This window comes from Kribbella sp. NPDC048837, from assembly GCF_055586945.1.
In genome coordinates, this window is sequence record NZ_JBVJHF010000002.1 from 1,082,377 (window position 1) to 1,096,828 (window position 14,452).

The 14,452-nt window shown below is 69.1% G+C and carries 14 protein-coding genes; 6 read left to right on the forward strand and 8 right to left on the reverse strand.

The features are described 5' to 3' along the window. Positions 1-4 precede the first annotated feature (4 nt). From ACZ6O0_RS13155 to ACZ6O0_RS13175, 5 genes are read left to right on the forward strand one after another with little or no spacing between them, the layout of a single operon-like run. Entirely contained in the window at positions 5-1,093 is a 1,089-nt protein-coding gene (locus tag ACZ6O0_RS13155; protein ID WP_465765073.1) for a hypothetical protein, read from the forward strand. Next, positions 1,090-1,944, forward strand: coding sequence for a YhjD/YihY/BrkB family envelope integrity protein (locus tag ACZ6O0_RS13160; protein WP_465765074.1), 855 nt, complete (start codon positions 1,090-1,092; stop codon positions 1,942-1,944). The genes ACZ6O0_RS13155 and ACZ6O0_RS13160 overlap by 4 nt, the downstream gene beginning before the upstream one ends. Before the next feature lie 24 nt (positions 1,945-1,968). Further along, positions 1,969-2,763: a hypothetical protein gene (locus ACZ6O0_RS13165; protein ID WP_465765075.1), complete on the forward strand. Its 795-nt coding sequence runs from the start codon at positions 1,969-1,971 to the stop codon at positions 2,761-2,763. Beyond that, the gene (locus ACZ6O0_RS13170; protein WP_465765076.1) at positions 2,760-3,242 is read left to right on the forward strand and encodes an RDD family protein; all 483 of its coding nucleotides are present in this window, start codon (positions 2,760-2,762) and stop codon (positions 3,240-3,242) included. The genes ACZ6O0_RS13165 and ACZ6O0_RS13170 overlap by 4 nt, the downstream gene beginning before the upstream one ends. 9 nt (positions 3,243-3,251) lie before the next feature. Then, the gene (locus ACZ6O0_RS13175; RefSeq protein ID WP_465765077.1) at positions 3,252-3,740 is read left to right on the forward strand and encodes a DUF7144 family membrane protein; all 489 of its coding nucleotides are present in this window, start codon (positions 3,252-3,254) and stop codon (positions 3,738-3,740) included. On the opposite strand, the gene ACZ6O0_RS13180 is transcribed toward ACZ6O0_RS13175, so the two are convergent. After that, positions 3,728-4,270 carry a potassium channel family protein gene (locus ACZ6O0_RS13180; RefSeq protein WP_465765078.1) on the reverse strand — a complete coding sequence of 181 codons (543 nt, stop codon included), beginning with the start codon at positions 4,268-4,270 and terminating at the stop codon, positions 3,728-3,730. The two genes, ACZ6O0_RS13175 and ACZ6O0_RS13180, sit on opposite strands and share 13 nt — an antisense overlap. 153 nt (positions 4,271-4,423) lie before the next feature. On the opposite strand from ACZ6O0_RS13180, the gene ACZ6O0_RS13185 reads away from it, so the two are divergent. After that, complete coding sequence (locus ACZ6O0_RS13185) at positions 4,424-5,884, forward strand: DUF2252 domain-containing protein (RefSeq protein WP_465765079.1); 1,461 nt, start codon at positions 4,424-4,426, stop codon at positions 5,882-5,884. Here the strand turns inward: ACZ6O0_RS13185 and ACZ6O0_RS13190 are convergent. The 7 genes from ACZ6O0_RS13190 to ACZ6O0_RS13220 form a co-directional block, all read right to left on the reverse strand. After that, positions 5,847-7,181 (reverse strand): hypothetical protein, encoded by a 1,335-nt coding sequence (locus tag ACZ6O0_RS13190; protein WP_465765080.1) that lies wholly within the window; start codon positions 7,179-7,181, stop codon positions 5,847-5,849. The genes ACZ6O0_RS13185 and ACZ6O0_RS13190 overlap by 38 nt on opposite strands. A 56-nt stretch (positions 7,182-7,237) precedes the next feature. After that, positions 7,238-8,110: a carbohydrate ABC transporter permease gene (locus ACZ6O0_RS13195; protein ID WP_465765081.1), complete on the reverse strand. Its 873-nt coding sequence runs from the start codon at positions 8,108-8,110 to the stop codon at positions 7,238-7,240. After that, positions 8,110-8,925 carry a carbohydrate ABC transporter permease gene (locus ACZ6O0_RS13200; RefSeq protein WP_465765082.1) on the reverse strand — a complete coding sequence of 272 codons (816 nt, stop codon included), beginning with the start codon at positions 8,923-8,925 and terminating at the stop codon, positions 8,110-8,112. Before ACZ6O0_RS13200 ends, ACZ6O0_RS13195 begins: the two co-directional genes overlap by 1 nt. A 155-nt stretch (positions 8,926-9,080) precedes the next feature. After that, positions 9,081-10,349 carry an extracellular solute-binding protein gene (locus ACZ6O0_RS13205; protein WP_465765083.1) on the reverse strand — a complete coding sequence of 423 codons (1,269 nt, stop codon included), beginning with the start codon at positions 10,347-10,349 and terminating at the stop codon, positions 9,081-9,083. 91 nt (positions 10,350-10,440) lie between these two features. After that, positions 10,441-12,486 carry a ligand-binding sensor domain-containing protein gene (locus ACZ6O0_RS13210; RefSeq protein ID WP_465765084.1) on the reverse strand — a complete coding sequence of 682 codons (2,046 nt, stop codon included), beginning with the start codon at positions 12,484-12,486 and terminating at the stop codon, positions 10,441-10,443. Positions 12,487-12,560: 74 nt separating this feature from the next. Then, positions 12,561-13,274 (reverse strand): hypothetical protein, encoded by a 714-nt coding sequence (locus ACZ6O0_RS13215; RefSeq protein WP_465765085.1) that lies wholly within the window; start codon positions 13,272-13,274, stop codon positions 12,561-12,563. Between the two features lie 19 nt (positions 13,275-13,293). After that, positions 13,294-14,448, reverse strand: a complete 1,155-nt coding sequence (locus tag ACZ6O0_RS13220; RefSeq protein WP_465765086.1) for an L-histidine N(alpha)-methyltransferase — start codon at positions 14,446-14,448, stop codon at positions 13,294-13,296. Positions 14,449-14,452: the final 4 nt, after the last annotated feature.

The window sequence follows — 14,452 nt, forward strand, 5'->3', positions numbered from 1 at the left end:
ACGGATGGGCGTCGAGGTTGTCTTCTGGTGCGTTGTCCTGGCGCGCTTCGGCCTGCCGCTGCTGATTCCGCGCTACCCGCTGCCGGCCATCATCGGCTGCCTCCTGCTCGACGGTGTCGACCAGACCATCTTCCAGACCTTCGGCTACGACCCGCCGAACTACCAGAGCTACGACAAGGCGATGGACGTCTTCTACCTGTCGATCGCCTACCTGGCCAGCCTGCGCAACTGGACGAACCAGCCGGCCGTCCGGATCAGCCGCTTCCTGTTCTTCTACCGGCAGGTCGGTGTGGTGCTGTTCGAGCTGATCGGCGCCCGGTGGCTGCTGCTGCTCTTCCCGAACACCTTCGAGTACTACTTCATCGCCTATGAGGCGGTGCGCAGCCGGCGGAACCCGCTGCGCTACTCGTTCAAGTTCTGGGTGCTGGTGGCCGGCGCGATCTGGATCTTCGTCAAGCTCCCGCAGGAGTACTGGATCCACATCGCCAAGCTGGACCTGACCGACACCATCCGGGACGTCCCGTGGTTCCTGCCGGCCCTGATCGTCGCCGTCCTCATCCTGCTCGCGGTGGTGTGGTTCGTCATCCGGCCCCGGCTCCGGCCGGCCGACTGGCCGCTGCGGCTCAGTGCGGATCCGCTGCCGGCGGAGATCGACGAGGCGAGCGAGCGGGCCGCCTACCGGGCGGCGCACCACAAGGTCTTCGACTGGAGCGCGGTGGAGAAGATCTTCCTGATCGGCCTGATCAGCGTCATCTACGGGCGGGTCCTGCCGGGGGTCGAGGCGAACGACCTCCAACTCTTCATCGGCATCGCGGTCTTCGTGGTGATCAACTCCGCGATCGGCCTCTGGTCGTCCCGGCGCGGCTACGGCTGGGACTCGGCCACGATCTCGTTCCTGGTCGTCTTCGCGACCAACGTCGTCCTGGTGTTCGTCGCCGACCTGCTGCTCGCGCGGCAGAACAGCACGCTGCGGCTGACCGACACGCTGTTCTTCGTCTTCCTGGTGAGCATCCTGACGATGCTCTACGACCGGTACCGCCCGGTCAACGAGTACCGTTCCTCCCACCCCGCCAAGGACGACATCAGTCAGTGATCGAGCTGCCGCAGAGCCTGAAGGAGATCACCCGGCGGCTGGAGGCGACCTTCGCCGGGCGCTGTGTCGCTGCCTTCATCGCACTGCAGGGGATCGACCGCGCCATGGTCATCGCCTCGCAGGGGCTGACGGCGCTGATCCCGCTGCTCATCCTGGTCTCCACGCTGGCGCCGGCGGACCGCCGCGATGTCGTCTCCGAAGGCTTCATCCGGCGGTTCCATCTCACCGGCTCCGCCGCCGACGCGGTGACCGAGGTGTTCGCGCGGCCGGCCGGTGGCGCGAGCATCGGCGGTCTGAGCGTGCTGATCCTGATCTTCTCCGGGTTGTCGCTGGCCCGGCGGATGCAGCGGTTGTACCTGGAGGCCTGGCACCTCGACCCGCCCCCCGGCGTTCGCGGCGGGTTCAACACGTTCCTGGGGCTGGCGGCCCTGGTGATCGACATCGCGCTGCTCTCGCTCGCGCGGTCGCTCGTCCGCCGGTTGCCCGCGGACTGGCTGTTCGGCGTACCGGTCACGCTGGTGAGCGGTCTCCTGCTGTGGATCTCGATTCCGTGGCTGCTCCTCGACGGCCGGGTGAACTGGCGGCGGTTGGTGCCGACAGGCGTGATCGCTACCGTCTGCAGCAGCATCTACGGCCTGGTCTCCACGGTGTACATGCCCGCGCAGTTGGAGCGGTACAGCGAGCGGTACGGACTCTTCGGAGTCACGCTGGCGCTGGTCGGCTGGCTGCTGGCCGTGGCGCTCATCCTGGTCACCGCGACCGTGGTCGCCGCCGAGTTCGATCGCAGCCAGGGGTGGTTCGCCCGCCGGGTCCGGGGCTGGCTTTCCCCCACCAAGGGTGATGCCGGGTGAGACAGCGGTGCCCATGATGGGCTCGTGGGCACTCCAGTAGACGGGTCCGTGACTCCGAGCGAGGCACTGACAGAGCAGACCGCACCGACGGCTCCGGCCGACCCTGCGGCTTCGGCGGAACACGCGGCTCCGGCGGAACACGCGGCTCCGTCGGAACAGGCAGCTACGGCGGAACAGGCAGCTCCGGCCGAACAGCCGGCTCCAGCGGAACAGCCGGCTGCGGAAGCACCGCCGGAAGCGGCAGCTCCGGCGGAACCGGGCGACGAGCCGATCGTCGTACTCGACGTGGTGGTCGGCGCCACGGCGCTGGCGGCCGCCGTCGCGGGAGTCGTCGGGCGCCGGCTGCGGAGTGTGCTCCGCCCTGCGGTCGGTGTGGCCATGAGGCCGCCGGTGGTGCCGAAGCGCTACCACGCGAACACCTTGCTGGCGAGCCTGGCCCAGTACGGCGCCGGACAGCGTCAGGAGCTCGGGGGACAGGTGACCACGGTTCTGGCACCGGTGGTGCCCAGGGTCGTGACCGTCCTGCTGGAACCGCTCGATCTCACCACGATCGTCCGGGAACACGTGGATCTGAACGAGGTGGTCGCATCCGTCGACCTGAACGACCTCCTCGCCCGGATCGATGTCGCCGGGCTGGCCGAGGGGGTGATCGCCGAGGTCGACCTGGCCGAGATCATCCGCCAGTCCACCGGCTCGGTGGCCTCCGAGACCGTGCGCGGCGTCCGGATGCAGAGCGTGGCGGGCGATGAGGCGGTCGGCCGGGCCCTCGGCCGGATCCGGCTGCGGTTCGGCCGGAAGGTGCCGGCGACGGAACCATGACGATGGAGGGGATCTCCGCCGTTCCGAGGGAGGCCCGCGGATTCCAGGGCCGGCCGGCCGGACTCGTCACCCGGGCGATCGCCGCCGTCGTCGATGTGCTCGTGGTCGTCACCCTGTTCCTGATCGGCTATCTCGGCGTCAACGGGTTCCTGTTCCTGGTCGATCCCCGGGGCTTCCAGTTCACCGAGGCGTCACCGCTGCCGATCGTGACCACGGGACTACTGCTGGCGTTCCTCTACCTGTTCGCCGCCTGGTCGATCACCGGCCGCAGCTACGGCTGCCATCTGATGGGGCTGCGCGTGATCAGCCGCCGGGGCCGGCGGCCACCGGTGCACATCGCGTTCCTGCGCGCCCTGCTCTACACCCTGTTCCCGATCGGGCTGCTGCTGTGTGCCGGCGGCCGCAACCACCGCTCGCTGCAGGATCTCGTCCTGCGCACCATGGTCATCTACGACTGGCAACCCAGACACCTCGACTAGGAGCTCACCATGTCCGAGACAGAGGCCGGCGCGCCCAGGGGCAGGCACGCGCACCCGTCGGCACCCGGCGAGCCCGAGGTGCCGCAGTGGCCGAGCAAATGGGTCGGCTGGATCCTGTTCGCGGGCGTGATGATGATCGTGGAGGGGATGCTCCACGCCTTCCAGGGGTTCGTGGCGCTGTTCGAGGACGACTTCTACCTGGTCGGCCGGCGCGGGCTCACCATCCGCATCGACTACACGGCCTGGGGCTGGATCCATCTGGCCCTGGGCGCGATCGTGATCGCCGCCGCGATCGGCCTGCTCAACGGCCGGTTGTGGGGACGGATCGTCGGCGTGATCCTCGCCGTCCTGAGCACGCTGGTGAACGCCGCCTTCCTGGCGGCGTACCCGATCTGGTCGACGATCATGATCGCGGTCGACATCCTGGTGATCTGGGCGCTGACCGTGCACGGCGACGAGATGCGCGTGATGCGGCAGGAGTCCGGTCAGTCCTCGTGACGGCGGCTCAGGCCGGCCTGGACGGCGGTCAGCAGGGCCTTGGCGCCGAGGCCGACGATCAGTAGGTCACCGATCATCTGGACCGTGGTGACCACGCGGGCCGCCGTGGTCACCGGGACGATGTCGCCGAACCCGACCGTCGCGAAGACCGTCACGGTGAAGTACAGCGCGTCCGTCCGGGTCAACGGCTCCGACAAGCTCCCCGCCTGGGTCTGTTCGAGCACGTAGTAGGTCGTCGAGAAGACGACCAGGAACAGGGGTGCGGAGGTCGCCAGCGTGCCGATCGCCCGGATCCGTGGGTACGGCGACCGGGCGATGCCACGCAGTTGCCACCACAGCAGCACGGTCACCACGACGAGCCCGGCGATCAGATACACGGCCACCGCGCCCTCGACGTGGTCCATCGGCAGGAAGTAGTAGCCGGCGAGGATGACCATGGACACCAGCAGGGAGCGCAGCAGCGACGTCCGTGCGAGCCGGCGCCGCTCGCTTTTGGGGAGGCGTCGGTAGATGGTCTCGGCATCCGTCACCCCGTCGAGTAGAGCGCATCCGGTTGCGTACGGCATCGTCTCCGCCGGAGGAGATCAGGGTCGGTTCATCCGCGGTGGGTGATGTTCGCCCTGGGGCCCGGCGGTTGGCTGGGACGGGTATCGCATGGGCACGACCGGAGGGGGCGCGACGGCATGGACGCACGTGGCACGGCGACGGCGGTCAGCATGATCGGCGACCTGACGGCAGCCTCCGGCCGGCTGACCCCGGCGCAGCGGGCCCGCCGCGGGCTCGCTGCGCGCACGGCCCTGCCTCCGCGCGCCCAGGCCGAGCTGCTGCTGTCACCGAAGCGGCCGGACCCGGTGGCCCTGATGGAGGAGCAGGCGAGCGACCGCATTCCCGAGCTGGTGCCGGTGCGGCACGGCCGGATGATGGAGTCCCCGTTCGCGTTCTTCCGGGGCAACGCCGCGGGGATGGCGGCCGACCTCGGCGCGGCGCCCGTGTCGGGTCTGGGTGCCCAGCTGTGCGGTGACGCCCACCTGTCGAACTTCGGGCTGTTCGGATCGCCCGAGCGGCGGCTGCTGTTCGACGTCAACGACTTCGACGAGTCCGCCGCCGGTCCGTTCGAGTGGGACGTCAAACGCCTGGCCGCGAGCCTCGCGGTGGCCGGCCGCGGCAACGGCTTCTCCAGCAAGGAACGGCGCAAGTGCATCCGGGACGCGGTCCGGCGGTACCGCGACGCCACCGCCGACTTCGCCACCATGCGGGCCCTCGACGTCTGGTACGCGCGGGCGGACATCGACGAGCTCGAGCAGACACTGCGCGACAAGCTGAGCTCGAAGCGGCGCAAGAACGTCGACAGCGCGCTGCTCAAGGCACGCCGCAGCGACAGCCTGAAGGCGTTCGCCAAGTTGACCGAGCTGACCGACGACGGGGTGCGGATCAGGTCGGATCCGCCGCTGGTGGTGCCGATCGCCGACCTCCTGCCCGACGCCGGCCGGGAGCAGCTCGAGGAGCAGGTGCGGAACCTGTTGGTGCGCTACCGCCGGACCCTGCCGAGCGAACGCCGGGCCCTGTTCGACGAGTTCGAGTTCGTCGACCTGGCCCGCAAGGTCGTCGGCGTGGGCAGCGTCGGCACGCGCTGCTGGATCGTGCTGCTGCGCGGCCGCGACGACGGCGATCCGCTCTTCCTGCAGGTGAAGGAGGCCGGCCCGTCGGTCCTCCGGGCACAGGTTCCGGCCGCGTTCCGGCGGCGCGGGCCGCGCAACGAGGGTGAGCGCGTGGTGCACGGCCAGCGGCTGATGCAGGCGGCCAGCGACATCTTCCTCGGCTGGCAGCGGATCGAGGGCATCGACGGCCGGGAACGCGACTTCTACGTGCGCCAGCTGCGCGACATGAAGGGTTCCGCCGAGGTGGAGCGGATGGATCCGCAGGGCATGACGATGTACGGCGCGCTCTGCTGCTGGACCTTGGCCCGGGCGCACTCCCGCTCCGGCGACCGGATCGCCCTCGCGACCTACCTGAACAGCGACGACGCCTTCCCGGAGGCGATGGCCGAGTACGGCGAGGCCTACGCCGACGTGAACGAGCGGGACTACGCGACCTTCCTCGAGGCCGTCAAGGCCGGGCGCCTGCCAGCGGAGCCTGGTCTGTAGGCGGTCGCCCGAGGAACTCGATCAGGGCCACCGCGAACAGCACGACCAGCGCGATGACCACGACGACGGTGACGGTCGGCCGCGACCAGAACGTGAGGACGAGCGCGCCGCCCACGACGCTGGCGATCAGGAGCAGTCGCTTGTGGGCGTACGTCCAGGCACCGAAACGTCCCGTGTTCAGGCCGGCCGACTCGGCCGAGCCGCGCAGCCCGCCGATCCCCCTCTTGAACCCGGACCGCGCCCGGACGGCGGAGACCGACGGGCCGGTGAAGAACGCCCCGATCGCGACGATGAGCGCGAGGGCGCCGACCGCTCGCAGGCCGTAGCGCAGGTAGCGCACGATCGTGTCGAAGATGGTGCCCCCGGCGTCGCGGGAGAGCACTTCGGGCGGCAGGGCGTTCAGGTACAGCGCCCGGCCGACGGCCAGCCCGACCCCCAGCGCGAGCATCGAGCCCGCGAATCCCAGCGCGCCGATCAGGAGCGCGCGGCGGTGGTCCCGGGCGACGTACACCCCGGCGGCGAACAGCACCAGGGCGATGATCGGCAGCCAGACACCGAGGGTGTTGAGCAGCCGGTAGAAGCCCTGGGCCTTCGTCACGCTGTCGGACTGCATCAGCACGATCGACTTGTCGATCGCCGGGATCCGGTCGGCCAGGCCGAAGCCGCGGGCGACCAGCCGCTCCTTCACCTGCGCGATGATCGGCGCCAGGTTGAGCGTGACCGTGTCGTTCTGGGCGCTCAGGGCACCACCCTGGTTGCCTTCGAGCAGGTTGACCAGACTCGCGTGCGCGGTCCGGTTCGCGGTCTCCCAGACGCTGGCGAACTCCGGACTCGCGACGAAGTTCCGGACCTGGTCGCTGATGAACCCCTGCACGCCGTTGGCGAGCGGTCCGCTGAGTGCCTGCAGGTTGCTCGCCACCCGCGGCGGCAGACCCTGATCGGCGATCGCGTCCAGGGCTTCGGTGGTGATGCCCTGGATGTCGATGGCATTGAAGATCTCGCGGGTCACCGCGTCGGAGATCGTGGCCTGCACCGCCGGGTCGTTCGCCAGCGGTGCGACGGTCTCGACGTACCGGTCGGTATCGGAGATCTGCCGGCTGGCCCAGACGGCGGTGACCGACAGCGGCGCGAGCACGCAGGACAGCGTGATCAGCACCGCCGCCACGATCGTCCGCCAGCGTCCGGCGCGCGCGGCTCGATCCGGGGCCCCCGGCGTCGGCTGTTTCGCGGCCTCGAGCTCCACCTCGAGTTCCGCCACCCGCCGACGCAGCTGTGCCAGCTCCTCGCCGTCACTCATGCCCCCTACAGTGGCGGCTCGGGGGCACGGGCGTCCTCACCTGCAACGGATGATCTTCAGGCCTTCAGCCCGGACATCGCGATGCTGTCGGTCAGATAGCGCTGTAACAGACCGAACACGAGCAGACTCGGAACGACGGTGATGGTTGCGCCGGCCATGATCTGGTTGATCGGGACCGCCTGGGTCTGCAGCGTGGCCAGACCGACCGTGAGCGTCTGCATCTGGCCGGACTGGCCGATCACCAGCGGCCAGAGGAAGTCGTTCCAGTGCCAGAGGAACACGAAGATCCCCAGCGTCGCGAGCACCGGGCGGATCAGCGGCAGCACGATCATGGTGAAGATCCGCCACTCCGGGGCGCCGTCGATCTCGGCCGCCTCGAACAGCTCGTCCGGGAGCTGGCTGATGAACTGCCGCATCAGGAACACCGCCTGCGAGTTGGCCAGCGTCGGCACGATCAGGCCCCAGTAGCTGTCCACCCAGTCCAGCCGCGAGACCAGGATGTACGACGGGATCAGCGTCGCCTGGAACGGCACCATCAGCGTGGCCAGGAACGCCCAGAACATGATCTCCCGGCCGGGGAACTTCTTCTTCGCGAACGCGTAGCCGGCCATCGAGGCGAACAGCAGCACGCAGACGACCGAGATGAGCGAGTACAGCAGCGAGTTGACCGTCCAGCGCGGGATGTCCGAGCTCGACAGCACCCGGGAGAAGTTCTCGACGGTGAAACGGGCCGGGTTCAGCGCGTCCGGGAAGGTCTGCCCGCTGGGCGGCGCGAACGCGACCAGGACCATCGCCGCGAACGGCACGATCGTGACGATCGCGGTCAGCGTCAGCAGGGTCGGCAGCGTGAGCCGGGCGACCGGCCGCCGTCCGGCCGCGGGTGCCTGGTTCGTCTCCCGCACGGGTGGTCGTTCGAGCACGTTCACCATCAGTCGTCCCTCCCGACCAGCCGTCGCTGCACGAGCGAGACGATGAGCACGATCAGGAACAGCACCAGACCGATCGCGCTGGCGTAGCCGAAGTCGAAGTACTTGAAGCCGCTGTCGTAGAGGAAGTACACGAGCGAGTAGCTGGAGCGGACCGGGCCGCCGCCGGTCATCACGTACATCGCGTCGAAGACCTGGAACGCGCCGATGGTCTCGATCACGAGCACGAAGAACAGCACCGGACGCAGTTGCGGCAGCGTCACGTAGCGGAACCGCTGCCAGGTACTGGCGCCGTCGATCATCGCGGCCTCCAGGTACGACTTCGGCACCGCCTGCAGGCCCGCGAGCAGGATCAGCATCGAGTAGCCGAAGCCCTTCCAGGCCGAGGTGACCGCGATCGACGGCAGCACCGAGCCGGACTGGCCGAGGAAGTCGATCGGGCCGACGCTCACCAGCCCGAGAACGGCGTTCAGCAGGCCGTCCTGGGCGTCGTAGATCCACTTCCAGAGCACTGCGGCGAGCACGATGCTGGTCACGTACGGCAGGAAGAAGACACCGCGGAAGAATCCGCGCTTCCAGACCACCTGGTGCAGCAGGACGGCGGTGCCGAGGGAGAGCAGCACGGTCATCGGGACGAAGATCACCGTGTAGGTGAGGGTGGTCACCAGAGCCTGGTGGAACAGGCTGTCCGACAGCAGCCGGGTGTAGTTGTCAACAGCAACAAAAGACCACTTGCCGCTGAGCCGGTAGTCGGTCAGCGACAGCAGCACCGCGCCGACCACCGGCAGGAACCGGAACAGCAGGAACAACACCAGCATGGGTGCGACGAACAGCAACCCGACCCACGGCCGCCGGCGTGGCCCGCGTCGCCCGGCGGGCGACGCGGACCGCGGGAAGAGAGAGCGGAGGCGGGACCCGGGTGCCGGTTGGCCGGCCACGGGCCCCGCCCGGCCCGTGGCCGCGTCCGTCTCGGTCAACGTTGTCTCGAGAGGAGGTCGTTGGCCTGCTTGGCGGCGTCGTCGAGGGCTTGCTGGGGTTGCTTCTTGCCGGTCAGGACGGCCTGGATCTCGACGCTCAGCAGGGACATCACCTGGCGGGCGGCCGGGTTCGGCTCACCCGGTACGGCGTACTGCAGGGCGTCGGCGAACTTCGCCGCGGTCGGATCCGTCACCGCCGCCTTCACGTCGGTCCGCGGGGTGTAGAAGCCGGACGCCTTGCTCAGCGCCTCGAGTTGCGGCGGCTGGATCATGAACGACAGGAACTTCTTCGCCGCGTCCTTGTTCTCCGAGGCGGCGTTCAGCACGATGCCACCGGGCAGACCGAACCCGACCTGCTCCTTGCCGGTCAGCGGCGTCCCGATCTCGACGTTCGCCGCGCCCCAGGTCTTCGCGACCGTGGCCGCGTCGGCCGGCGTGCTGGTCATCGCCATCGCCACCTGGCCCTTGCCCAGCGGCTGGTCGGCGACCACGTTGCCGTTGCTGAGTGCGCTCTTCGGGATCGCACCCTCGTCCCACAGCGACTTCAGGAAGGTCAGCGCGTCCAGGCCGGGAGCCTGGTTGAAGGCGACCGACTTGCCGTCGTCGGCGAACACCTTGCCGCCGGCCTGCCACAGCAGCGGGTAGAAGTTCAGGTTCAGCGAGGCCTCCGGCGAGGCGGAGTAGTCCAGCGTGGAGAACCCGGCCGCCTTGATCTTCGGCGCCGCCGCCTTGATCTCGTCCCAGGTCTCCGGCGGCTTGCTGATCCCGGCCTTGGTCAGGATTGTCTTGTTGTACATCGTCGAGGTGACGGTGTGGTAGATCGGCGCCCCGTAGACCTTGCCGTCCACGGTCAGGCCCGGGATCGCGGCCGGCAGGAACTTGTCCTTGTCCGGGGCGACCACGTCGTCGACCGGCTCGAGCGAGCCGTTCGCGACGTACTGCGGGATCTGGTCGGGGATCATCAGCAGGACGTCCGGGCCCTTCTTGCCGGAGAACGCGGCCGCGACCTTCTCCTCCCGGTTCGCCCAGGGCTGCATCTCCAGCTTCAGGTCGATCCCGGAGTTGGCCGCCTCGAAGTCCTTCTCGACCTTCTGCCAGTAGGCGTCGCTGGCGGCCTGGTCGCCGATCACCGGGTACATCCAGAGCGTGACGCTCTTCTTGGCGTCCGACGAGCCGCCGTCCGAGCCGCCGCCGCACGAGGAGAGCGCGGCGGCCAGTACGAGCGCCGTGAGTGGTGCCGCGATGCGGCGGACAGACAGTTTCATCGCACCCCCAGGGTGTGTCCGGAAGTCAGGGCCGGAAGTAGGAGACCTAATAACGGTCAGGACCGAAAGTAGCCGGGTCGAATTTCTGCTGTCAACGGCTGATATCAACTCGGAACAGCGTGGAGCCGCTGGTCAGCAGCAGCTGGTGATCGCCGCGGACGCCGAGCCGCCGGTGCGCATGCTCGACGAACAGCGTCGGGGTTGCCTTGCTCCCCGGCGCGATCCGGTAGATCTTGTTGAGGTCGATGCTGACGTAGACCGCCTCCCCGGTCGCCACGATGTCGCCGCTGGACGTGGTGGTCCCGAGCGTGAAGGACTTGAGCACCTTGCCGCTGTGCGGGTCGGCGGCGAACACGGTCTTGCCTGCCACGCCCCAGAGCAGCCCGTCCGGTCCGATCGTCACGGAGGATACCGTGGCTGCGCCGGGCACGGGGACGGTTTCCCACAGCTTGCGGGCCTTCGCCACGTCCCAGGCGAACACGGTGCCCGCGTCCCGGGTCGGCGGGGTGGTCGCGAGTCCGCCGGCGATCGACGTACCGCCGTACACGATGCCGCGGCGGGCAGTCAGGCCGAAGACGCTCTCGTCCTGGACCACGTTGCGGTACTTCTGCGCGGTGCTGGTCTTCGGGTCGTAGATGACCAGTGCGCCGCCGAGCCGGTCGCCGTCGGGGACGGTGCCGACGGCGATCTTGCCGTTCACCTCGACCAGCGCGCGGGCGCGGGTCTGGAGGAGGTCCGGCTTGAGGTTGAGGAGTTGCTTGGGGTTGTCCGGGGTGCCGGGCGGTCCGGGGGAGTACTCCGGGCTGCTCCAGGGCACGCTCTGGTCGTAGGCGTAGAGCCGGGCCTCGGGGTACGCGCCGATCCAGAGCTTGCCGTCGGCCCCCTCCAGCAGCGCCTCGACCTGCGAGAACCGGTTGAAGGTGGCCGCGCCGGTGGTCGGGTCGACCACGGACACGCCGCCGTTGAGGAAGCCGCCGGCGTAGATCTTGTCCTTGCCTCCGGCCACGGACAGGATCTCGATCGGCTCCCGCCGTACCTGGGTCTGGAAGATCTCGGACTTGCCGGTCTGCGGGTTGTAGCGGAACTCCTCGCCCCGCCAGAGCGTGCCGACCACGCTGGTGCCCGGGTAGTCGGGCAGGCCGAGATCGGCGTACCCGATCGAGCGGGCGTTCTGGATCCGGCCGGTGAATGTCAGGCCGGTCCCGGTCAGCGTCTTGGTCGCCGGGTCGTACTTCTTCAGCTCACTGGCCTGGATCAGGTAGATCTCGCCGTTCGCGCCGACCGGGGAGATGTCCAGGCCGTGCGCGTTCGGGATCTCGTCCACCCAGGTCCGGGAGGCGATGTCCCAGACGTAGAGCGGGCCGGGGAAGGCCGTGCTGATCCGGGCGTAGACGCGGCCGCCGCGGGCGTTCAGGTCGTACACGACCTTGTCGGCCGGGTCGCCGAGTCCGGGCGGTGAGGGGAGCTCGGTGATCGCGCCGGTGGTGGCGTCGACCTCCATGATGTGCGCGTCGGGCAGCGAGCCGGTGTAGATCTTCCCGTCGGCGTAGTCGATGCTCTTGACGTACGTCTGACCGGGTTTCACCGTGCCGTAGTCGCGGACGGCGCCGGTCCGGTCGTCGTACCGGAAGACCTTGCCGTTCGGGAACGTACCGCCGTACACGTTGCCCTGGTCATCGGTCGTGATCCGCCAGATGAAGCTCTCGGTCGCGATCGGCCGGCCGAGGTCCTCGACCGTGCCGCCGGGGCGGAGGCGGTAGAGGTGGCCGTTGTTGTACGTGCCGACGTAGATCGTGCCGTCGGGTGTGGCGGCGACCGCGTAGCTGCCGTCGGCGCCGGGCAGCGCGGTGGAGAGCAGGCTGGCGCCGGTGGCCGGGTCGATGGCGTTCAGGTACGCCGGGCTGCCGGTGGACACGTTCCAGATCGCGGTCCTGCCGTTCGGGCCGGGCGCGACGGTGCCCCCGATCAGGAGTACGTCGGACAGCGGCGTACCGAGTGGGACGAGCGTGCCGGTCGGCGGACCGGGCTTGGCCGGGGCCGGGTCGGCCCGGACGGGAGTGGCCTGGACGGCGGTGGTCGGGGTGGTGACGAGGACGGCGGCGAGTGCCACCGCGATGAGCGAGCGGACTGATCGCATGCGATGCCTCCGGGGTGCCGTATTTACGGTCCTGTCCGAAAGTGAAGCCCTCGCGGCATCGTCGCGTCAACCACTCAGCCGGATTTGCTGCTACTGGCAGAGCCCGACCGGTTTACGGCCTCGGCCGTTAAGTGCGTCAGCAGGTTGTCGAGCATCTCGCGGGTGGCCGCGAAGTAGCTGTTCTCGCGGTGCAGCGCCCGGTGGAAGGCGGCCAGCTCGGCCGCCGAGATCGTGTTCGAGAACGTGCTGATCTCGGTCAGGTCGAGCCGCCGGTTGAACAGGTGCACGGTGTCGCGCCACCGGTGCAGCAGACCGACCAGCTCGGCGTCGCGGCGCAGCCCGAGGGCGCCCGACACCAGTGCGAGATCGACCGCGGACACCACCAGCCGCGGGTAGACCTGCCGTGTCGTCGGTGTGTTCGGCGAGAACCGGTCGTCGCTGAGCAGCCGGGTGTTCTCCCGCAGTTCGTCCGCGACCGCCCGGAGCACCTCCGTACGGCGTTCTGCCTCGGCAGTCAGCCGTTCGACGAAGATGCCGGTCAGCCCGGCGACCAGGGTGAGCGAGTTGACGGCCGGTTCCCACCGCGAGTTCTCCGGCCAGAAGAACCAGATCACGCCGAGGACGAACGCCAGCGCGAGCAGCCCGTAGCTCACCGCCGTGACGATCGTCCGCCGGTGGGCCGCCCACCGGCTGTCCGCCAGCGGCACCGCGGACCGGAGCTGCCGCAACCGGGTGAGCACCCGCGACCGTGCGCGCCGTACTCCCGCGTCAGGCGCCTCGCCACTCATCGCGACCAGGTCTCGCCACTCATGTCGACCAGATGTCGTCAGCCAGGCTGGAAGCGATCGTCTCGCCGGCGCTGCCCGGCGCGAGCAGGAGCAGGTCGAGGCCGAACGGACTCGGGCGCCGGGTGTAACGGAAGCCGGAGTGCGCGTGCTCGATCGGGGTCAGGTCGCAGGCGGCGGTCAGCTTCTTCAGCCGCTCGGTGGAGAACTTCCGGGTGGTGTAGAGCAGGATCGTGTCCTCCGGCTCGAGCACCACCTCGGTGTGGTCCGGCAGGCCCATCACGATCGGCGAACCGGTGTTGTTCTGCCAGACGATCTTCACCCGCAGGGCGTCGTCGTTCTCGACCTCGCCGCGGAAGTCGATCCGGTCGTTGTCGATGGTCAGGTCGGTGTTGTAGCGCAGCGCGCTGGTGACGAACTCGGCGAAGGCCCGGGTCTGGTGGTACTCGTCGGCGGCGGCCTTCGCCGCGTCCTGGTCCAGGCTGCTGGTAGTGGCGACCTCGAGCAGCAGCCGGTCCTGCGGCCGCAGCACCCGGGTGAGCGTGCTGAGCAGCTCCTCGTCGCTCTCGAAGTTGGCCAGCGTGTTGCCGGTCAGCGTGAACAGGATCGGGTCGTCGCCGACCAGCCGGGACAGCATCTGGGACAGCTCGTCGATGTTGTCGGCGATGGAGAAGTCGAGCTGCACCGGCAGCACCTGCGACATCGGGAACCGGGCGCCGCGGACCGGCTCCAGCGTGCCCATCCGCAGCATCTCCGAGCTCATGTCGACCGGGATGTAGTACATGTCGCGGTTCTGCCGGCGCATGTCGCCGAGGATCGTGCGGTCCTTCACGCCGGTGCCGACGCCGAGGCTGACCAGGTGGAAGCCGCCGTTGTCGACGTGCGGGCGGACCTTGCGCCAGTGCCGCAGGAAGGACTCCGCGCCGGCCTTCATGACCAGGTAGAACGGGTCGTTGGTGGCGTTCGCCCAGGCGATCGTCGGGCCGATGCCCCAGTAGGAGAAACCCGACGTGATCTGCTTGCCGTCGCCGGTCTTCGAGAACGGTCCGCGCAGGTCGCCGGTGAGCGTGGCGAGCTTGTCGGTCTGGTCCTCGCCGACCAGCAGCAGCGACCAGGCGAAGTCGTCGTCGGCCAGCGCCTGCTCGAGCTTGCGGATCACGGGTACCGGCTCTGTCACGTCT